The organism is Ruegeria sp. CG11 (assembly GCF_056537245.1).
Window position 1 is genome coordinate 1 of record NZ_JBQFRE010000031.1, and the last position, 21,770, is coordinate 21,770.

General features: G+C 52.9%; 12 protein-coding genes and 2 pseudogenes. 4 read left to right on the forward strand and 10 right to left on the reverse strand.

The window, feature by feature from the left end:
• The 4 genes from ACR0KW_RS23195 to ACR0KW_RS23210 all read right to left on the reverse strand — a co-directional run.
• Window positions 1-9,166, reverse strand: a 9,166-nt coding sequence (locus tag ACR0KW_RS23195) for a calcium-binding protein (RefSeq protein WP_480807139.1), incomplete at its 3' end; no start/stop codon positions are given.
• 66 nt (window positions 9,167-9,232) lie between these two features.
• On the reverse strand, window positions 9,233-10,498 hold the full coding sequence (locus ACR0KW_RS23200) for a hypothetical protein (RefSeq protein ID WP_480807140.1): 1,266 nt from the start codon (window positions 10,496-10,498) through the stop codon (window positions 9,233-9,235).
• A 5-nt stretch (window positions 10,499-10,503) separates the two neighbouring features.
• Window positions 10,504-11,325: a hypothetical protein gene (locus ACR0KW_RS23205; protein WP_480807141.1), complete on the reverse strand. Its 822-nt coding sequence runs from the start codon at window positions 11,323-11,325 to the stop codon at window positions 10,504-10,506.
• 115 nt (window positions 11,326-11,440) lie between these two features.
• Complete coding sequence (locus tag ACR0KW_RS23210; RefSeq protein ID WP_480807142.1) at window positions 11,441-11,653, reverse strand: hypothetical protein; 213 nt, start codon at window positions 11,651-11,653, stop codon at window positions 11,441-11,443.
• Window positions 11,654-11,986: 333 nt separating this feature from the next.
• On the opposite strand from ACR0KW_RS23210, the gene ACR0KW_RS23215 reads away from it, so the two are divergent.
• Complete coding sequence (locus tag ACR0KW_RS23215; protein ID WP_480807143.1) at window positions 11,987-12,607, forward strand: recombinase family protein; 621 nt, start codon at window positions 11,987-11,989, stop codon at window positions 12,605-12,607.
• A gap of 298 nt (window positions 12,608-12,905) precedes the next feature.
• On the opposite strand, the gene ACR0KW_RS23220 is transcribed toward ACR0KW_RS23215, so the two are convergent.
• The 3 genes from ACR0KW_RS23220 to ACR0KW_RS23230 form a co-directional block, all read right to left on the reverse strand.
• Window positions 12,906-13,148: a type II toxin-antitoxin system ParD family antitoxin gene (locus ACR0KW_RS23220; RefSeq protein WP_480807144.1), complete on the reverse strand. Its 243-nt coding sequence runs from the start codon at window positions 13,146-13,148 to the stop codon at window positions 12,906-12,908.
• 67 nt (window positions 13,149-13,215) lie between these two features.
• Complete coding sequence (locus ACR0KW_RS23225; protein ID WP_480807145.1) at window positions 13,216-13,569, reverse strand: hypothetical protein; 354 nt, start codon at window positions 13,567-13,569, stop codon at window positions 13,216-13,218.
• A 100-nt stretch (window positions 13,570-13,669) separates the two neighbouring features.
• Entirely contained in the window at window positions 13,670-14,050 is a 381-nt protein-coding gene (locus ACR0KW_RS23230; protein ID WP_480807146.1) for a hypothetical protein, read from the reverse strand.
• Between ACR0KW_RS23230 and ACR0KW_RS23235 the strand changes: the two are divergent.
• Window positions 14,001-14,309, forward strand: a pseudogene (locus ACR0KW_RS23235) (IS110 family transposase); the annotation flags it as partial. The gene ACR0KW_RS23230 and the pseudogene ACR0KW_RS23235 overlap by 50 nt on opposite strands.
• A gap of 113 nt (window positions 14,310-14,422) precedes the next feature.
• Here ACR0KW_RS23235 and ACR0KW_RS23240 read toward each other — a convergent pair.
• Both ACR0KW_RS23240 and ACR0KW_RS23245 read right to left on the reverse strand, forming a co-directional pair.
• Complete coding sequence (locus ACR0KW_RS23240; protein WP_480807147.1) at window positions 14,423-14,638, reverse strand: hypothetical protein; 216 nt, start codon at window positions 14,636-14,638, stop codon at window positions 14,423-14,425.
• 3 nt (window positions 14,639-14,641) lie between these two features.
• Window positions 14,642-16,114 carry a hypothetical protein gene (locus tag ACR0KW_RS23245; protein WP_480807148.1) on the reverse strand — a complete coding sequence of 491 codons (1,473 nt, stop codon included), beginning with the start codon at window positions 16,112-16,114 and terminating at the stop codon, window positions 14,642-14,644.
• A gap of 272 nt (window positions 16,115-16,386) precedes the next feature.
• Between ACR0KW_RS23245 and ACR0KW_RS23250 the strand changes: the two genes are divergently transcribed.
• A complete protein-coding gene (locus ACR0KW_RS23250) occupies window positions 16,387-16,902 on the forward strand; it encodes a hypothetical protein (RefSeq protein WP_480807149.1) in 516 nt (171 codons plus the stop codon).
• A 217-nt stretch (window positions 16,903-17,119) separates the two neighbouring features.
• Window positions 17,120-17,551: pseudogene (locus ACR0KW_RS23255) on the forward strand (transposase); the annotation flags it as partial.
• A gap of 209 nt (window positions 17,552-17,760) precedes the next feature.
• On the opposite strand, the gene ACR0KW_RS23260 reads toward ACR0KW_RS23255, so the two are convergent.
• Window positions 17,761-21,770, reverse strand: a 4,010-nt coding sequence (locus ACR0KW_RS23260; protein ID WP_480807150.1) for a beta strand repeat-containing protein, incomplete at its 5' end; no start/stop codon positions are given.

Below are 21,770 nucleotides of genomic sequence, written 5' to 3' on the forward strand. Positions count from 1 at the left end.
TCAGGACAAGGCGGTCCAGCTCAGTCGTTGAGCTGGCATTGTCAATAATCCAATCGTTTCCATCGCCGCGTGACCAGATGAATGTATCACTGCCGTTTACTTCGTAGATATGACCATCTCCACCGCGCAACCTGTCATCCCCGGTTCCGCCCACAAGCACATCCCCGTACCAGCTGCCGTTCAGCTCATCATCACCAGCACCGCCATAAAGGTTGTCCTTGGAACTGGTCCCGTTAAGAATGTCATCATCTGCGGTGCCGATGACCTCCGTTTTGGCCAGAATGTCGTTCAGCGTCCAGGTTTCACCGTTACTGAATTCGATGACCTCAATGCCGTAACCTTTGTCCCAAGCCGCAAAACGCCAGGTTACTGTAATGGTTTCGCCACCGGCAGCTCCTGCTACGACGATTTTCAGGTGTGGACTGCCATGATCACGCACCAATCGAACATCATCAGGAATAACATCGGTCAGGACCAGACGATCAACTTCAGTCAACGAACTCGAGTGGTCACCGATCCAGTCGTCGCCGTCACCGCGCGACCAGACAAAGGTATCGTTACCGTTATCAGACACGAATGTGCTGGAGCCACCAAGCAGAGTGTCATTTCCGGCGCCGCCAATCAGAACATCATTGCCGCCTCTGCCTTCCAGGTTGTCGTTACCGTCGAAACCGTAGAGAGTGTCCTGAAAGCCCCAACCGGTCAGTGTCTCGCCAGAAGCCGTACCGTTGACGATAGTTTCTCCGACCTCATTGTTCAGCACTTCGACCTTAACGCCATCACTGAACTCGATGAACTCCACGCCACGCCCTTCGTTGGCTGAAAGGAAGCGCTTGGTGACAGTGATTGTCTCACCCGTCGGTGACACGTTGATCTTAAGGTCATCCCCGTCTTTAGACATATTTACGTCAGTTGATCCTACATCAACAAATCTAAGGGTATCGACTTCTGTCAGGGATACCGAGGTGTCGCCTATATAGTCATTTCCGTCACCTAGCGACCAAACATAGAGATCATTCCCCACACTCCCAAGCAAGACGTCATCTCCAGATCCTCCAACTAGAAGATCGCCACCTGATCCGCCTTCTAAACGGTCATCTCCAGCACCACCGTAGAGGTTGTCCCGGTAATTCGTCCCGATAATAGTTTCAGCCACGGCTGTGCCAGTGACCCGAGTATTTGCCAGAATGTCCTTAAGTGACCAGGATACTCCATCTCCGAACTCGATAACTTCAATGCCGTAACCCTTGTCCCAGGCCTCAAAACGGCGCTTCACAGTGATGGTTTCGTCTCCGCCAGGCCCGGATACAACCACTTTCAGTTGGTCTGACCCATTGTTGCGAACCAGCCGAACATCTTCAGAAGTCACATCCGTCAGCACAAGCCGATCAAGCTCGGTTGTTGAACTGGCAAAGTCGATGATCGTATCGTTGCCATCACCTCGAGACCAGATGAATGTGTCACTGCCATTAACTTCGTGGATATTACCGTCGCCGCCGCGGAGCGTGTCATTCCCGGTCCCGCCGACAAGAACGTCCCCATTCCAGCTGCCATTCAGTTCGTCCGCGCCGCCGCCGCCATAGAGATTGTCCCGACTGCTGGTTCCGTAATACGTGTTGTCGCCTGCGCCACCACTGACTGTTGTTTTTTCCAGTATGTCCTGCTGCGACCATATTTCCCCGTCACTGAACTCAATGACCTCGATGCCGTAGCCTTTGTTCCAGTCTTCAAAGCGACGCGTCACTGTGATGGTTTCATCCCCACTCGGCCCGGAAACAATGATCTTGAGATCGTCGGAGCCGTTGTATCGGACCAGCCGTACATCGTCAGAAGTCACATCGGTCAGAACAAGCCGGTCCATCTCAGTTGTGGAACTCGCAAGGTCAGTAATCGTATCGTTTCCGTGACCACGTGACCAGATAAACGCATCGCTGCCATTGGCTTCGTGTTCATTCCCATCACCGCCGTACAAAAAGTCGTTTCCGGCACCACCGACAAGCATATCGCCGTGCCACCCGCCAGCGAGTACATCCTGCCCCTCGCCGCCGTAAAGATTGTCCCGAGTACTGGTCCCGTAAAATGTGTCGATTCCAGAACCACCGGTGACCTTTGTTTTCGCCAGAATGTCGTTCAGCGACCAGGTGTCCCCGTTGCTGAATTCGATCACTTCAATACCATAGCCCTTGTCCCAGGATTCAAAGCGGCGCGTAACAGTAATGACTTCCTGGCCAGAGGGTCCGGACACTATAACTCTAAGGTCTTTGCTGCCATCTTGCCGCTCCAGACGCACGTCGTCCGGATTCACATCTGTCAGGATCAGACGGTCCTCTTCGATCATCGAACTGGCTGTGTCACCAATCCAGTCATTGCCATCTCCACGTGACCAAATATAGGTGTCGTTGCCATTCGCTTCGACAAAGGTAGATGAGCCGCCATACAAGACATCAACACCCTCACCACCGGTAAGAACGTCATTACCATCTCTGCCTTCCAGCGTATCGTTGCCGCCCAGCCCCTTGACCTCGTCACTTCCGGCGCCGGCTCCGCTCAAAGTGTCAGGACCACTCGTGCCTTCCGTTTTGGTAACGGGCTTTTGGTAGGTCGCGACATGGCTGGTGCCGGCATCTTTGTGCTCGACACTTTGCGCCAAAGAGGCAACAAATTGCGCCACGGTAATGCGCCCGGACTCAATATTCTGCGCCCATTGATACACGATATCCTGTGCCGGGATTTCACCCAATGCGTTCAGGAACGCCTGCTCGACCAGATAGACACCGGACAAACCGTGCAGGCTGTTTGACGCCACGCCGTTAACACCTCCGTCAAGCGCCAAGAGCTTTGCGGCGATGTCATCCGGCTTGTCTTTATCGAGCAACAACAACTGACTCAGATAGCTGTATTCCTGCTCTGTGGGATCCCGGTCATAAACCACGTCGACGATACTCTCGACCAGGCTGCGCACATAAGCCTGGTCCAGACTCCGCTCAAACTGTGCCGGGTTCAGGAAGACGTCAAAATTGTTCGTGGACAAATGGCCATTGCCAACAACAAGGTGCTCTGAAGAATCCGCCAGGTCTAGAGCCAGATCTACACGTGTCGCTCCCCGGTAAGACAAGTCACGCAAATGCTCGTTGAGTTCGGCAAGACTCGCGGCCCGGCCGTACGAGTTTAGATACATCTGCGTCACAAACTCTGCATCAGAGAGAGTGTCGTATCGCGTACTGAACTCCGAGGATTCGATGAGCCCTTTCGTCAGGGCCGCTTTGTCCAACTGCCCATTTTCTATGAAATCGACGAGTATCTCGAGCTCTGTAAAATCAGCATCCCGATCCAAAACAGTGTCAAATATCCGCGCCGCTTCCGCCAGAACCCGCGCCTTGGCCGCCTGGTCCAGGCGAGCATCTGTGAAAGATGTGTCCGTTTTTGTCTGCAGAACGTAATAGTAGAGGCCGTCCTTACGTTTTTCCACCTCGTACTGAATTTCTCCGGCTGCGTTTCTGACAACCTGACCGTTTGCATCGAGCCTTTCGATTCTGTCCTGATACTGCCATTCCCTGGCCACCGACCAGGTTTCCACGCCAAGCGCGTCAACCTCATGTGCAACAATAACATTTGCGACCCCCAAATCGGGGGCAACACCGTTGTTCCAGGTGTAGCTGCCGTTATCGACGGCCGAGCGCGTGATTGTCTGTTTCACCCCATCTCTCAGGATGGTCTGATGCAATCCATCGGCGGATGTGGTTGTGACAAAGTAGTTGGTCGCATACCCGGTTTGATTGAAGCCACCTTCCGTCAGAATCTGTTCGCCATCCGCTCGGATTTGCAGTTTGGTGACCTTGTTGATCACGCCGGTACCGTCAAAGTCTTCGGTCTGAACGATCGTACGCCCATCGCTGCTGACCCGAACAACCTCTTCAGACCGCAACTTACCATCCGCGTAGTTCACCGTGTTGACAGTGACCCGGCTGCCATCATCATTTAATGTGGTCTCAACTCGCGAAGTCCCATCGATTTTACCATCGCCGTCGAGATCGAAACTGGTCGTTGCAAGCAATCCATCCGCGGACGCAGTCTGCGTCTCGTGATACGTTGTTCCACCTGTCGCGCCAGTCTCGGACAAGACCGTGACCATGTTGCCTTGCGCATCGTAGGACACATTGGTGCTGCGGGTCAGATCGACAGAACCATCTCCATCGACGTCCATCGTGACAGACCGCTGCATACCGTTGGCAGACACCGTTTGAACGATTTCCGCCTCCAACTCGGTATTTGCGGCCAGATCTCGCATAGTCGTGGTAACCGCGCGATCGGTATCGATCACCGACTCCACTTTGCGATCGACGACCCCATTCCCTGTCAGATCGGAGGTAACGGTTTCAGCCCTGCCATCGGCGCTGACCGTCCTGATATGTTGTTGCTGCAGTTTGGTTCCGGCACCATATTCCGACACGGTTTCACTGACACCGCCATTGGCATCAATGAGTACCGAAGAAATCCTCTTGTTTGGACCATCTTCGTTCGAGTAGGTCGCTTCCACTCTGGTTTGCAGCCCATCTCCGCTGGTATGTGTTTTGATATGGGACTGAGCGACAAGCTCTTCATTCAGGGTTGTCTGATTGACAACGACATCTCCATCACTTTCGATGCTGGTCACACCTGTAGTTGTGTAGTCAAACAGCCCGTCCCCGTCGAGATCCAACTGCGCAAGAGTTCGCAACCCGTCATCGCTGGAATGATACACTTCCTCGCCGCGGCTCACATTGCGACCATTGCTGTGACTGACAGTACGTGTGGTCGATCCATTCCCGGAAAGCGAGGTTGTGTCGGTCACTACGCGATCAGCTTCACCGTCTCCATTTTGATCGATCTCTGTTGTTATGCTCAAGCCATCGCCGCTCACAGTGGTTTTCGTATGCGCGTCCAGACCACCACCGGATGAATAGTAATTCGTAGTGGTTGCCGTCTGACCACTGTCGTCCACAAGAGACACAGATACCATGTCATCGACACCATTGCCGTCAACATCCACTGATTGGGTGGTCGTCCGCTTGTCGGCGCTCACCTCTGTGACAGAGGTGCTCAAAGTTGATCCATCGGCTGCGGTCTGCGTAACTGTGGACGTTTCGACACCATCAGTTGCCAGATCATAAGACTGCACCGTTGTCAGGTCGTCATCACCATCATTGTCCCAGTCTTCGCGCGTTGTGGTGGCCCACCCATCGGCCGAGGTGTCAACGACAGTTTTGGAATAGACGCTGCCGTCCTCAGCGCTTTGCGCAACGGTCATCGTCGATGACCCGTCTGCATTCAGCACCAGGGTATCGCTGACGGACATTTCATAAGCGCCGTCGCCATCTGAATCATAATGGGTCGATGTTTCCAGACCATCGTCGCTGACCACGCTCGTCGTTTGGCTGGTCACAGAACCGTCGCTGTTCAGTGCAGTCTTGCTTACGGTCACCTGCCCGTCATCGCCGACGACCCGATGGGTTCTGGCATCTATATCGCCGTCTCCATCAGTATCTGTTGTCCGCAGCACGTCCCGGCCATCATCACTTGTCGTAGTGACCGTCTGGTTTCTCAGTACGTTGCCGCCTCCGGAAACGTCATGAATGTCGGATGTGACAGTTGTACCGCCATCTTCATTCAGAACTGTGGCGCTGGTCGACAAGATATCTGCCGCGCCGTCCGCGTCATTGTCGGCACGGGTTTCGACTGTCAGACCGTCATCGCTCACAATCGTTGTAGTGCGGGACAGAACAGTGTTGTCCCCGGCACGTGTTTCTTCAGTGGTTTCCCGCGACCCGTCTGCTTTGAGTTCAGTGGTCGAGGTGAGGCGCGCATCGACCGTGCCATTACCGTCCGTATCTCTTGTGGTCGTGACAACCAGACCATCATCACTGACCGTTGTCTCGCTCTGACTGCGTAGACTGTCATCACCGTTGTGGATCGTGGTTGTGGACGTACGGCCCCCATCCGTGTTCAGAACAGTGTTCTGAACCGTCTTGGTCTCAACAATGTCATTGCCATCCAGATCCGTGGTAACGGTCACGGTCAGCCCGTCCGCGCTGACATCCGTTTGCTGCTTGTAGAGTGTCTCCCCTTCGGCACTCAGGCGGGTTTGTGTTTCCGTCATACTGCCATCGGAGTGTTTCTCCGAATACAGAACCGTATCGGCCGCACCATCCCCATTTGCATCTACGCTCGAATCCGAGACACGCCGATCCACGCTCTGTTGGACCGTGGTTGAAGAAAGTTGCGTAGATTGATCACCCGCATATACCGTTTGGTTTTGCGTCACACTGCCATCGGCATTCGGCGTGCTGACCGAAACGGTTTTGCGGTCAATACTACCATCGCCGTCCAGATCAGTCAGCGTAGTTACGGTCAGACCATCCGCGCTTGTGGTGATCTCCCGACTGCTGATCAGGCTACCATCCTGAGCGGTGTCCGTAATCGTCCGCGTCGATGTGCCATCGGCGTTCTCAACCGTGACATCGCTGACCACCATGTCCGTGTCGCCGTCCCCATCCGCATCAACTTGCGTGGACACAGTGAGGCCATCCTCGCTTGCAACCGAGACCGACTTAGCGCTGAACGAGCCACCCGCATTGCGCGACCAACTGGTTGTGGTGCGTTCACCCGTTACCGCATCAACAGTCACGCTCTGGCTCAGGTCGGTTGACTGGAAAACTCCGTCCTGGTTGTGGTCGATCCAGGTCTCTGAACTCACCTGATTGCTGCCAAGAGTGACCTTGACTTTGTTCCGCACCGAGCCGTCTGCATTGGTCACCGTGGTATCTGTCTCGCGACTACCATCTGCATGGATAACCGTAGCTTCAACCGTGGTGACATCGACATCGCCATCCCCATCGACATCTGATGTCGATGTCTTGGTCAACGCATCATCCGACTGGTTGTGTGTGCCGCTTTCCCGAACGCTTCCGTCGCCGTTTTTAACAGTCAGGCTGGAATTGGTGGTTCCGTCTGCGTTCACTGTAATGTCCAGCTCTTCCTGAACATCAGTATTTCCGTCACCGTCCAGATCACGAACTATAGTCTTTGTCTGGCCATCAGCGGAAACAGTCTCCGTGACCGAACTGCGCAGCGAGCCATCTTCATTGAAATACTCAACCGTTTCCGAGCGGCTGCCATCCGCGTTGATGACAATCGTATGGGTGATGGTCAGATCGACAGTGCCATCACCGTCTTCATCAATGGCATCTGTCCGAACCAACCCATCCGCCGAAACCGTCTCCGTCGAACTGCGGATGACGCTGCCGTCGGGACCCCGATCGGTTGTGACAATGGTCATGCTGTCATCGGCATGCGTCGCCCGCACCTCAACCTGATCGTACCAGCCGCCCCCGGTGGAATCCCGCTCGATGGTGATTGTGTTGCCATCAGAACTGGTGGTGGTTTTGGTCGCACTCACCAGAATACCAGTTGAGAATTCGGCGCCCGCCTTGTTGGTGATCGTCTCACTCTTACTGCCATCCGGATTGGTGACCGTCTCAATGGTCTGGACGCGATCCACCACGCCATCGCCATCGTCATCATAGCTGTTGGTGATCGAAGATCCGTCTGCTGTGGTCACCGAGGTGATGACAAAAGAAATGGCGCCATCGGCGCCATACCCAGTCTGGATGTGCGTGCGCACCCCTTCAGAGGAGATAGACTCGCTTTCTTCAATACGGTGGCTGGCCGATGCGGACACCAAAGTTGTGTCGGCAACTGTACCAGTCGTACCGTCAGAATAGGTGAACGTCGTCTGGCCGGTGATCACCGACCCATCCGGCAGCTCGATATTGGTCGCATCCGCCGTCAGGTCGATCGAGGTGATCCCCAGCTCATCCAGCGTCTTTGCAACCAGTGAGCCATCCGCCTGCGTCACCAGAACCTTGAAGTCACTCCAGGCATCATCGTTGGCATCAAAGACGCCATCGCCATTGCTGTCAAAGACCGCCTTCAGCGCCTCGATATCGCTTGTCGCCGTCGGGTCCCATTCGGTGAAGATGTATTCTTTCTTCTCCGAAATAGTGCCGTCGCCATCCGCGTCGTAGAACAGAACGCCGTTTCCGGCTGCAGCCCAAGCCGTCAGGTTTTTGAGACCGTCTCCCGTTGAATCAACAAATACCGTCGAATTGGAAAGTTGGGTGATTTCGACGCCAGTGCCATCCAAATCCAGTATGATCGGGCGATCCTCACCACTCAGACCAGTTCCTACATTGCCTTCACTGCGGCCGTAGTTGCCTTCATGAGAGGTAGAACCGCCCGAATGATAGCCGCCGCCATTATCCTGGGTTTCAGTCTTTGGAGGAGTGGAAACCGCCACAGCAACAGCAGCAAGCAAGTCTAATGGAACAGAGATGCCGTCCTCGGTTGTAGGAGGTTGATTCCCGCCTTGAAGGCCAAATTTTCTATCGGTTATGCCGAGAAAATCACCCAGTGCTTTAACTGAGTCAGCAAAAGACACACTCGCAACGCCATATTCATTAACACTGCCATAGCGGTCCAAAAAGTCTTTGCTATAGTAGCTGTTAGGGTTGGTTACGCCCCCGTTCCAAGTCGCAACTGCGCCGTTTTCGTGGTATGTTGTCCCTTCTGGAATAGATACAGGATCTGTAACGGGATCGGTTATTCCCAGCAGATTGTCTACCCAATTGTCAAATGCGGTAAGTGCTTTCCCAATAACACTGCCGACTGCAGTTGCCGCACTGATCGCGAGTTGAGAAGTGGTTGTTAAAATGGCCCCTACGAGGTGGAGTGGCGCAAATGCTACATCAGTGACGGCATCCCAAAAACCGCCAGGTTTTGCGCCAAGAGTATTCTGAGCAAAATTGTCGATTGCTGTTTCTACGGTGTTGGCAGCGCGCCCTAGCCAACCTGACTGGTTATGAACCCGAATTCCACCAGCTATGTAAGTGTGATGATGTTCTACTTCGAAATTGTAGACGTCAAAGCCGCCCAACGCGTTTCGGAGGTCTTGCAAGCTATCGGTGACGTCTACGATCGCAGCGGGTTGCTCAGCCGAGATCGACGGGAAGGTAATACACTCAAAGGCGTCAACGAGACTGCCCTCTTGCATCATTGGCTTATCGTCTTCAACCAAGATACCAGTTGCCACAGGTCCACGATCGGCATTCTCGCCTACAAATTCGGTCATACTGTCCCCTTCCCACCGCCCAATTCATCGCGGATCGAATAGTCTTTACTTGTTGATGTAACGGAATTAAATCAGGTGCTTATGGTGCCCTGTAGTCTCTTCAGAAGTTTTCTTTGAACACGGCGCCGGCATGCGCGGCGATACGGCTTCCCATTCATCTGCGTCATAGATATCCGACAACGTGACCGCCGAACGCTGCAGCACATAATCTTCTGGCCTTGGTAAATGGGGCGTGAATGTCCATCGGAATGGAAGCTTCGGTCCGTCTGAGAGTGATTGCACATAGCCGTCATCATTCAAAACGCCGCCGTTGGCCTCGATCAATTCCAAAACCGACACATCCTGCCCAGACTCAAGAATGACCCTCGTTCCAGCTCGGATCTCACCCGTCTCGATGACCTTAATCTGACCGCTCGATTGCCGCTCGCCGACAATCGCAACAACCATCCGGTCCCCCTCGGATCTCAGATCACACCCGGTGGCCGCCCGAACCTTCGATCCATCAGCCCGAACCAGAGCACCATCCGAGCGCAAGATATCCAAAATCGGAACATGTTCGCCTTCGAATTTGCCATCCCCACACAGCGTCACATGCCCCGGTGTCACCTTTAGGCCAAACAGATCCAGCACATGCCGAACCCGGTTGCGATATAGCTGCGTCACGCAACCAGGTCGAAGCCGCCCCTCAGAGTCATACGAAACTACAATGTCACCCACCGAAACATCCTCAATCGGCCTCTCAGTGGAAAGAGATAGCATCGACGCCTCGTCGAAAGCACCAGCCGAGTCCGGCTCAGTTGTCACATTTCCGGGCCACATCTTTATCGGAGTGCCAGAAGTGAAGCACTCGGGAGGTTGGTTGGCATAGGAATGCGCGCTTGCCCTAGCATAATCTATGACCTCGCTTGGCGGGACGCCATTTTGAATAGCTGTAATCGCCGCTTTGGTAAGTTGAATTTGCTTTGCACCGTAAGCGAAGGTACCAAGAATCCCGCTGACACTTGGATCATTGGGAAGCGAAATTTTTGATCGGTCAACGCTAGAATAGTGAGATATTTCTTCTACCAGCGCATCATAATCATCTGCCGAATACCCCTTCTCATACATCGCCTCTTCGAGATCTAGTGTCGCGTTTTCAGCATGAACACCGATCGGTCCATTCGCAAATGAACTAAAGCTACCAGTCGAACCGCTAGCAAGTTGATGCTCGTTTATAGAGATTAATCCGGTTGAAACAGGAGAGTCAGGTGCGTTATAAAATCCAGCTTGCCCATTTACCTCATGGGCAAAATCCATAATTTCTTTAATCTCACTTTCGGTGAATCTCGACATGAATTCTATTCTCCTTGATTTCCGGCGCACAGCCTGTCGCCGCCAAATTCGTAGGTGAGTGTCAAAGCGGGGAACTCCCCCTCGCCAAAGTACGACTGCACTTGATCCACTATAAATTCGCTATATTTGTTGCCATTGCTTCCCGTCGCGGACCTCTCCAATAAACCCAAGGCAACACGACTAGCTCTGATCTCAATAATTGATGCAATGTCAGGTATCTTTTTCCGTTTGATTCTTTTTTGAGAACCAACGCCCGACCTATCAAGGATATTCTTCAGTATTGATACTGAGTGAAAACACTGCGCTGTCTTGTTATTCTCTCCCGACCGGAGTGGCCCCCAACTACCCAGATACATTTCGTCTAATGAACTCAATGAGTCCGTAACGGTACTACCGAACTCGATTAGGTCGGCTTTGCCGTCCACTTCTTTCCAGCTATGGTCCAGCACATATTCCGAGATATTCCGTGCCGCGCAAACATTCTCTTCGACTCCACCCAAACCATACTGCAAAGAGTGTGCGATCCAGACCAACCTTACGTGGCAATCAAGCCCGGAAAACGGGAGACTGCGCCCACCATTCACGTCATCAAAGATCAGTTGGTCGATTTGAACGTCTGTATAACTAGTATTATCTCTTAAAATCCCCCTCAGATCGTCGATGCCTTCGCACCTCTGATAGACTTGATTAAAACAGTTATATTCATTCAATCGGTCTCCAAATTCAAGCGAGCGCGCCTCTTGTCCATAGGCATTTTCAGAAATCATAATAAAGCAGATCAAATGTAGGACCCTAAACACTGTTGAAATATCTCTGCGAAAACGCATTGCCTCAGATCCTCATATGTCGCTCAATTCCATGCTTTAGCTATATGCTATATCGAACATGGTTGTTTTTCTCGTGAAAGGCGTAGTTTAACTGCTCCTGAAATCAAAAAGCCCACTACGAACGCTCACCTTTTTCAAGTTTGACAATTATCTTTCGAACCAATAGCGCGGTGACTAACAACGTCACAAACCAAGCCATCAACCTGACACCCTCGGGAACTTGAAGCGCAATCGATGCGTTTAAGAGAACAATCCAAACGCCAAGAAGCACCAAAATTGCGATAATCGTACGAGCAACGGACGCCGTCGCAAACTCCCAAATCTTCATTCGGTCCCTCTTGTTTACAGCTTCGATACTTCCCAAGCATGGGAACGCCGCTCCTGCGCACAGTACCCTCGATCTTGAGATAGTCAACGCCTGGTTGATTCACAGCCTAAGGACACATCTCTCCCTAGATCTAGAAGCGCGACAGCCGTTTCTATGTAACTGCAATAGCTGTGCGAAGCTTTGCTAGAGGTATCCGGCACGCGGAAAACGAGCGTTTTTCTTGTGGTCTTATCGGTGGCCGCACAGCTGCGTGAACACCGTCAGAAAAACCGTTGCGGAAATCATAGTGAGGTTGCATGGTGCGTCTTGTCTATTCTGGCGGGGCGAGTTGCCATGCTCATCGGATATGCACGGGTGTCGAAGGCGGACGGGAGCCAGCTCCTTGATCTGCAACGCGACGCGCTGGTTGGAGCCGGTGTTGATGTCGAGCGCATCTATGAGGACAAGGCGTCCGGTCGGAAGGATCATCGGCCCGGACTCGACGCCTGCATGAAAGCGCTTCAACCGGGTAATTCTCTGGTGATATGGAAACTGGATCGCCTCGGGCGCGATCTCAAGCATCTCGTGGCAACTGTTGATGAATTGCGCGAACGCGGTGTTGGCCTTCGTGTTCTGTCCGGCGCAGGAGCAGAGATTGACACGACAACCGCCAATGGTCGGCTTATCTTTGACATCTTCGCCAGTCTCGCCGAGTTTGAACGGGAGCTTATCGCTGAACGCACCCGTGCCGGTCTGGCGGCAGCACGAGCACGAGGGCGAAAAGGTGGGCGGCCCCGTAAGATGGATGTGACCATGTTGCGGATGGCGATGAAGGCCATGGCGGATCGAGAAACCAATGCGTCCGATCTGGCAAATCGGCTCGGGATCAATACTACGACGCTTTATGAATACATAAACGGCGACGGAACTGCGAAAGCCCCCGGACAGAAGCTGCTGGAAGGAGATCCGGGGTGAGCAATAAGAGCGGCATTCCGGCGGAAGCGCTACGCGATTTGTGCCGGGGGCTAGTTGACTTGGCATCCTGTGATCCAAGTCGGCGGGGTTTGATCGAAGGCGTTGCCGGCCTTTTGGTGTTTCTCGCGTCACTGCATATCGCGCTTTGTCCGGGCGGATGCACGAACTGAATCGAACCGCAAACAACACGATAGGTGCATTATATGAATCGATTTGTGGTTGAGCGAACAACGCACCCGGGGAGGTATTGTCCTGTGGCGTCTTGATCGGATTCCGTGAGCTTCGAGAGCAAAAAAGCTCATGAACTGAATGCGTCAGGCTCGTATTTCTGTGGATCAAACTCTACGAATTGACCGCGTCCGGCGTCCACCACAGCACATTCAAGTTCAGCCTTCAGGCTGTAGAACTGCTGCACACCTTCTTTTTCCATCAAGAGCCGAATCCCCGCCCGCACAACTTCGCTCAGGTTGGCATACGCCCCTGACCTAATCTGATTTTGAACAAAATCCTGCATCGGTTCTGTAAGGTATACGTTCGGCATAAGGTCCCCTTTCTAATGTCTGATCAAACATGTGTGTTGCACGGCTGCTAGCTAGTAGGCCGTCGTATCACCCACTTGGACCATCTTCATTCGAGCTACCCAAATCAAATAGTCCCTGCTTCTTCATACGGCGTATGAGCGCAATGTAGTTCACAACCTGGTCGATCTCTTCCGCCCTTCCCGTGGCATAAGCAGCTGCAATCATCTTGCACTGCACCTCAAGGTCGTCAGCGAGTTCCGCGTCACTGATGTCCAGGCTGTCCCTGGCCTCCCCTAATCCGACAGACTCCGTAAAGTCTTCCTCCCACATCTCATCGAGATAGGCCTTTGTATCAAACTCAGGATCAATTTCGCCCAGCTTGTCCACGGCCTCCCATATTGGTTTGAGCCGCTCAAACGGATTTTTTCGACCGTCAGTCACTAGCTAATACCTCCCAGTTGGCTATTTCTCGGTTATTAGACCGAACAAGTTCGGGAACGCCTCCCGCCTCGAGCAGAGCGTCGCAAGCACGACACTAGCATCATTCAACGGTCTCGACCGGTGCAGAAAACACCTGGCCACCCTCTTTGCATCTGTCCCGCTCATAGGCCTCAACGTCCTCAACGGGCACAAGCAATCCCGTCACTCGACTTTGGCTATGCTTCATAGTTTTCTGACGAAGTACGCCAGTTTCGATCAATCGATTTAGATTTGGGCGCCCCATGGACCATCTTTGAACCAGCTCTTCTTTGGTGAAGCCATTTCGAGGCCGCTTCGACAAGGCCTTGGAAATCTCAGCTTTGGAAACCAGCAAATTTTTCAGCGCAAACTCTTGGCCAACGCGCCCTGTCACCTTCACGTGACCTAACAATATCAGCTCCACAATATCAGCAACTCTGCATTGGGTAGGTACCTTCCACATTGTAGGTTTCGATCTGTCGGGACAGCGCGTCCTCCGCAAACAGATCAAGCGGCTGGCGCTGGTCGCGACATTCGCGAAGTTGCCTCGATGTATCGTAGGCATGGAAGCGTGCCTGAGCGCTCACTTTGTCAGCCGGACGCTGCGCGAGATGGGCTTTGAGCCCCGGATCATCCCCGCAATCCATGTGAAGCCTTTCAACAAAGGTCAGAAGAACGACTACAACGACGCAGAGGCAATTGCCGAAGCGCCGAAGCATCCCCTATGCTGGACCTCTGAATACGGTTAGGTGAACAAGCTACAGCGTGACAGCCAGTCCCCTGCTCGGAAGTTCCCAGGATAGCCCGCCGACACAGCCTCTGGGCTGACGCGGAATCAATTCAGGGTGTTCTTGAACGGTATCGGATGCGCAATGAACGGGGCGGGATCACCATTTTCATCGACTACCTCAATACCGTAGAGTGTGAGCGGCCGTTTCTCTGGATAGTGCGTCGGCCGCTTTGCCCATTGAAACCCATCTCCCTTGGGGAAATGGATCACTTCAAAGGCGTCAACTATCTCGCCAGATTTGATCCCGTCGCTGTCGCTCATGGATCAACTCACCAGTCGTTTTCCGGCTTTGGCAGCCTTGCGCTGCTTGGCTTCCATTGTCTTGCGCTGTTTGCGGTTGAATGTGCGGGTTGGCTGGCGCATCCCGTCTGCTGCAGTCAAAGGCTTTTGGGCGCTAGACGAAGTGGCTTTACGACGTTGCGGAGAGGCCTTCGAGCCATCTGGTGCAGGCAGTCTCGGGCCGATCTGTTCCCATTCGCCAGCAGCGTAAATCTCTTGAAGCGTTACCTTGGAGCGTCTCAGGATATAGTCTTCGGGCATTGGAAGCTGTTCAGAAAAGGTCCAGCTCAACGGCACCTTGGCACCTCCAGCTCCGGAACGGATGTAGCCGTCTTCCGTAATCTGAGCACCGTTTGCGTTGAGAATATCCAGAACGCAATGCTGCTCACCGTTCTCAAGAATGACGCGCGTCCCCAATCGGACTTGTCCCTGCTCCCGGATAGCAATTTGCCCGTTGGGTTGTTTGTCACCCACCACGGCATGAACCAGCCGGTCGTGGATCGAGCCGACATCACAACCGGTTGCGGCGCGGATCTGAGTGCCGTCGCTTTTCATGATCGTGCCATCGGTGCGAAGAATGTCCAGCAAAGGCACATGCTGGCCTTTGAACTCACCGTCTGCGCAGAAGTAAGCGTGACCGGGGGTGACACCTGTACCCCAGAAATCGAGAACATGCTTGGCTGTGTTGGTCATAGTCCGCGTCACGGGTTTAGGTGCCAGCCGACCTCTATCGTCATAGGCGACAACCAGATCGCCGATACGGATTTCGCTGATAGGCTTCTCCCAGACCTTCGAAAGCACCAGATCTTCGTCATAAGAGCCGCCTTCACGTGGCTTCACTGAAGGATCGGTCGGCCACATCTGGATCGGTGTTTCGGCAATGAAGCACTCATCAACTTTCTCAAGGCCAATAAAGTTTCCATCCGGATCGTATTGAGCCTTCAAGCCGGCAGGAAGGTTCCTTGGATCAATTCCCAAGCTTGCAAGATAGCCAGGCGCGTAATTCATATTGACACTAAGAGGGACCAACTCTTCGTCATCAACGCTAACATAATATGAAGTTGGTGCTCGCAACCCATCTACGGCTGCGTTTAAGTTGCCATAGGTCTTTAGCGCGGTTCCAATTGGCCCCTTGGTAATACCTGGGGGTAAACCAGACAGAAGGCCGTTTTCTGCAATAACGATCTGTGTTTCCCCAGCATATGGGCCGGGGGACAAGCTGCCGGTTGTTATAGTAATTTCCGTAGGCCCATGAGCGCCACCAATAGCGAAAGCTTCAGTTACCGTACCTCCCGATATAGGATCATGGTAAGATACAAGAGCAGTCTGCGGCGGATTCCAGTTTGCAAAACCGCTAGGAGAATTTATTGATAACGTCACGTTGTTTAAAGCTGGGCCTGTACCAAAGCTTGGAATACTAGTAACGTTTCCCGGAATACCGGTGGTAAAATCAGCCATAAAAATTTATCTCCCGTGCCATTCCACATAGGCAAGAATACAACCTGTAAGAAAAACACCGAGCACCAAGATCCACCTTAGGATATTGTTTTTGACGGACTTGTTCAGCCACTCAATCAATGTTCCAAGAACGATTTCCATTCTTTTCCTACGCTGAAGCTACCATCGTGCACATACAGTATGTCTTGGCTTCTAAAAGTTGAGCGTTGAGTTGATAGCTTTATCACACTACCAATATTCAAACTTCTTACAAGTCAGGTTTGGAGCAAATTTTGCGCGCCGTTCTCTTCGTCTTTCTTCTGCTGACAAATGTTGCTCGCGTTAACGCTGATGAAGCCCTACCTTCCGGTCAAGGTTGCCTTCCACCAGTTCATGGCAATCATGATGCACCTAGTGATTGTGATCTCACCTACAGAAAACCTCAGCTTCTACGGCAGGACATCATTGTGGACGAATGCCATCACTTGAAGACTCAAGTAACATCACTGCGCCCAAGTTTCATGCTTATAAGTTGTTCTGTTTACAATAATTCTGAAGAGCCGATAGAGTCTTTCAGATATGGTGTAAAGTATTCAGAAACGGGGAATTCAACAGTTCTTGCTGAGGCTGGCTTCGGCAATCAGCATCGCCTCAAAACCGCCAACATTAGCAAATCACTACTTCCGGGAGAGAGGCGTTCTCTAGATTTCGTAGGCCCAACGCTTCCAGAAGAAGTCGATATTTCAAATGTAGAAATAGCGATCGAAGTTTTGGAAGCCTATGTCCCGGGAAGTCGCGCAGCGCGCTAGGTAGCGCACATAGGCAAGTCCTCTAACGTCCATTTGGTCCTTGCGGACCAAAGCATCTTGGCGCACGCCAGCTTATTGGAGAGCGCGCGCGCCAAGATGCTGACTCGACAAAAAAATCAGAACACGTCAGAGGCTTGGTGGTTGCATCACCAAATGCCCAATCTCAACGATCAAGTATGTCCAGCGTCGATGACCAACGCTGTCCAATCTCTTGACCGTGGATACCTTTCTTATCGAATAGGGCATCACAGTGCGCAAAGGCCTGCGTGCGCTGAAGAATTCCTTCGAAGCGATCCTGGAGGAGCGCATGGACGAGATATCGCCGCGCATGCGGTCGATCCTGATCGGTCTTTACGGTGACCGGATGTGGATGGACAATCGCATCGACAAGGTGTCGCTGGAGATCGAAGAGATCAGTCGCACTGAAGAGAACTGCGTCAACGTCATGACGGTGCCAGGCATTGGCCCAATGATTTCCACAGCAATGGTTGCGGCGATTGGGGAAGGTGAGGCCTTTGATCGAGGACGCGACTTTGCGGCTTGGGTGGGATTGGTTCCAAGGCAATACAGCACCGGCGGTCGCACAGTGTTAGGGCGCATTTCCAAACGTGGCAGTCGATATCTGAGGATGCTGTTCGTTCAGGCGGCGATCTTTGACTCAATCGGCAGTCAAAACCTCAACAAAACTGTAAATTGCGTCATTCATTTCTGACCCAAACGTCAAGCATTTCTGACCCAATACAAACTACCCACGCGGATTTGACTTGCTCAAGTTGTGTCACGACAGTTTACAATGCCCAATTGACCCGGTTCGATAGCTGATCTGAGCCCCGCTTGCGCGGGGCGCAGTTTCTATCATCAAATAAACAAGAAGTCCTCTTCCGTTAGGTTTAACGGGTCAAAACCCTTCACTGTGATCGTCCCGTGACCCGCGATCTCGATCTTCGCGTCTGCACCGCTATCAGTGATCACCAAATCATTGTAGGACACTCCGTAAATCCCAATGCTGATCAAGTCAGTATTGTCTTGGAAATCGCTAATGGTATCGTCCCCGAACCCGTCGTTGAAGACGAACTCGTCAGATCCATCACCGCCCACTAGCGTGTCATTCCCGGCGCCACCGACAAGAACATCGTCACCTGCCTTACTATTTAGGGTATCGTCACCGTCCAGACCGAAGAGATTGTCGCGTGTGTCGGTCCCATTGAGAGCGTTGTTTCCAGAGGTGCCTGTTACTTTCGTATTGTCCAGGATGTCATCCAGCGTCCAGATTATTCCGCCAGCAAACTCGATTACTTCAATGCCATAGCCTTTGTCCCTATGCTCATAGCGATTGGCGATGGTGATCTCTTCGTCTCCATTTGGACCGGAAACAATCACCTTCAGGTGGTTAGAGCCATTGTCACGTACAAGACGAACCTCCTCGGGCGTCACATCGCTCAGGACAAGGCGGTCCAGCTCAGTCTTTGAGCTGGCATTGTCAATAATCCAATCGTTACCATCGCCGCGTGACCAGATGAATGTATCACTGCCGTTTACTGCGTAGATATGACCATCTCCGCCACGCAACCTGTCATCCCCGGTTCCGCCCACAAGCACATCCCCGTTCCAGCTGCCGTTCAGCTCATCATCACCAGCACCGCCATAAAGATTATCCCGGAGACTGGTCCCGATAATAGTCTCAGCCCCTGCGCCGCCGGTGACCTGCGTGTTGGCCAGAATGTCGTCCAGTGACCAGATTTCGCCGTTGCTGAATTCGATGACCTCAATGCCGTAGCCTTTGTTCCAGGCCTCGAAACGCTTGGCGACCGTTATGGTTTCGTCTCCATCCGGCCCTGAGATGACGACTTTTAGATTGTTGGACCCATTGTCCCGAACCAGTTGAACCTCATCCGAGGTCACATCCGTGAGGATCAGCCGGTCTGTCTCGGCCAGTGTGCTTGCATTGTCCACCAGCGTGTCATTCCCATCACCTTTGGACCAGATGAATGTGTCACTCCCATTGACCTCGTAAATGTTGCCGTCGCCTCCGCGCAGCGTGTCGTTTCCGGTTCCACCGACAAGTACATCAGCGTTCCAGCTGCCATTCAGCGTGTCATTGCCGGCACCACCATACAAATTGTCGCGTGAGCTCGTCCCGTTGAGAGTGTTGTTTCCGTCACCGCCGGTTACTTTCGTATTGTCCAGGATGTCACCCAGCGTCCAGGCTGTTCCGTCAGAAAACTCGATGACCTCAATGCCGTAGCCTTTGTTCCAGGCTTCAAAACGCTTGGCGACCGTTATGGTTTCGTCTCCATCCGGCCGTGAGATGACGACTTTTAGATTGTTGGACCCATTGTCCCGAACCAGTTGAACCTCATCCGAGGTCACATCCGTGAGGACCAGCCGGTCTGTCTCGGCCAGTGTGCTTGCATTGTCCACCAGCGTGTCATTCCCATCACCTTTGGACCAGATGAATGTGTCGTTCCCATTGACCTCGTAAATGTTGCCGTTGCCACCGCGCAGCGTGTCATTCCCGGTTCCACCAACTAGTACATCATCGTTCCAGCTGCCATTCAGCGTATCGTTGCCAGCGCCACCGTAGAGATTGTCGCGTGAGCTCGTCCCGTTGAGAGTGTTGTTTCCGTCACCGCCGGTTACTTTCGTATTGTCCAGAATGTCACCCAGCGTCCAGACTGTTCCGTCAGAAAACTCGATGACCTCAATGCCGTAGCCTTTGTTCCAGGCCTCGAAACGCTTGGCGACCGTTATGGTTTCGTCTCCATCCGGCCCTGAGATGACGACTTTTAGATTGTTGGACCCATTGTCCCGAACCAGTTGAACCTCATCCGAGGTCGCATCCGTGAGGACCAGCCGGTCTGTCTCGGTCAGCGAACTGGCATTGTCCACCAGCGTGTCATTCCCGTCACCCCTGGACCAGATGTAAGTGTCATTGCCATTCGTTCCCTGAGAGGTTGTGGTTCCGCCGCGCAGAGTGTCATTGCCCGTACTCCCGATGAGAACGTCATCTCCGCCCTTCCCTTCAATTATGTCGTTTCCGGCGCCACCATCGATAATGTCGCGATAGCTGGTCCCATTGAGGGTGTTGTTTCCGTCACCACCAATGACTTTTGTTTTGTCCTGAATGTCATCCAACGTCCAAATCGTGCCGTCGGCAAACTCGATGGTTTCAATACCGTAGCCCTTCGAGGCATTCTCGAACCGGTTCACCACCCTGATACTTTCGCTCCCGCCCGGAGAGGAGATAACGACGTAGAGATCAATACTGCCATTGTTTCGGATCAGTTGGACGTCGTCTGGCGTGACGTCGGTCAACACAAGCCTATCTGTTTCGGCCAGGGATGTGGACTTGTCCGCCAGGAAATCATTCCCGTCTCCGCGTGACCAGATATAGGTGTCGTTGCCGTTACGCGCTTCGCTAAGGTTGATCCCACCCCGAAGCGTATCGTCGCCCGTACCGCCAACGATCACATCATCTCCGTTGTACGCGTTCAGTGTGTCATTACCACCGCCGCCATACAGATTGTCGGCATAGGACGTCCCGCTGAATGTATTATTGCCATCGCCGCCGGTGACGGTGGTATTGGCCAGAATGTCATCCAGCGCCCAGATTTCGCCATCGCCAAATTCGATGACCTCAATACCGTAGCCCTTTGCTGTATTTTCGAATCGACGAGCCACTTCAATGGTCTCTTCACCGTTAGCACCGGAAACAATCACTTTAAGGTGCTCGCTGCCATTGTCGCGCACCAATCGCACATCGTCCAAGGTCACATCCGTGAGGATCAGCCGATCGATCTCGGTCAGTGAACTGGCATTGTCAGCCAGCCAGTCATTCCCATCGCCTCTGGACCAGATGTAGGTGTCGCTACCATTGGTTCCCTGGTAGGTTGTGGATCCTCCGCGCAGAGTGTCGTCGCCTTCACCACCGATCAGAACGTCATCTCCGGCTTTCCCTTCGATGGTGTCGGCACCTTCGAAGCCATAGATGGTGTCCTTGAACCCCCAGCCATTCAAGATGTTGGCACCGATTGTGCCAGTCACAATTGTTTCTGCTACTTCGCTTTCGAGAACCTCGACAGTCACACCGTCACTGAACTCGATGAATTCAATACCATTGCCTTGCGAAGATGATCGGAACCGGTTTTGGACCAAAATGGTCTCTCCGGTCATAGCTATGTCGATTTTGAGATCAAATGAAACCTGTGACAGTTCAACTTCATCTGAGGTCAGGTCGACCATTCTCAGTGTATCAACCTCGGTTGTCGAGGTGGATGTGTCGTTTATGGTGTCGTTCCCGTCACCTGAAGACCAGAGATAAAGATCGTGACCGTTCCCCCCTTTGAGGATGTCGTTCCCATTACCGCCAACCAACGTGTCATCCCCGGCCCCGGCATCAAGAGTGTCGCCCCCGGACAAGCCAAAGAGATTGTCGGCAAAACCAGTGCCAGTCAGCGTATTGTTTGCCGAAGTCCCTTCAACTTTCGTGTTCGCCAGAATGTCGTCCAGCGCCCAGATTACTCCGTCAGCAAACTCGATGACCTCGACGCCGTAGCCTTTGGAAATATCCTGGAACCGGCGAGCAACCTCAATAATTTCATCCCCGCTGGTCCCTGGAACAATGACTTTCAGATGCTCACTGCCGTTGACCCGAACAAGGGAGACATCGTCGGAAGTCACGTCGGTCAGGACAAGCCGGTCAATTTCAGTTTTAGAACTTGCGTTGTCCGCTAACCAATCATTGCCGTCGCCGCGGGACCAGATATAGGTATCATTACCATTATTCGAGACATAAGAACCACTTCCGCCATAAAGGTGGTCATTCCCAACGCCGCCTTCAAGGACGTCGTCGCCACCTTTACCGTCAA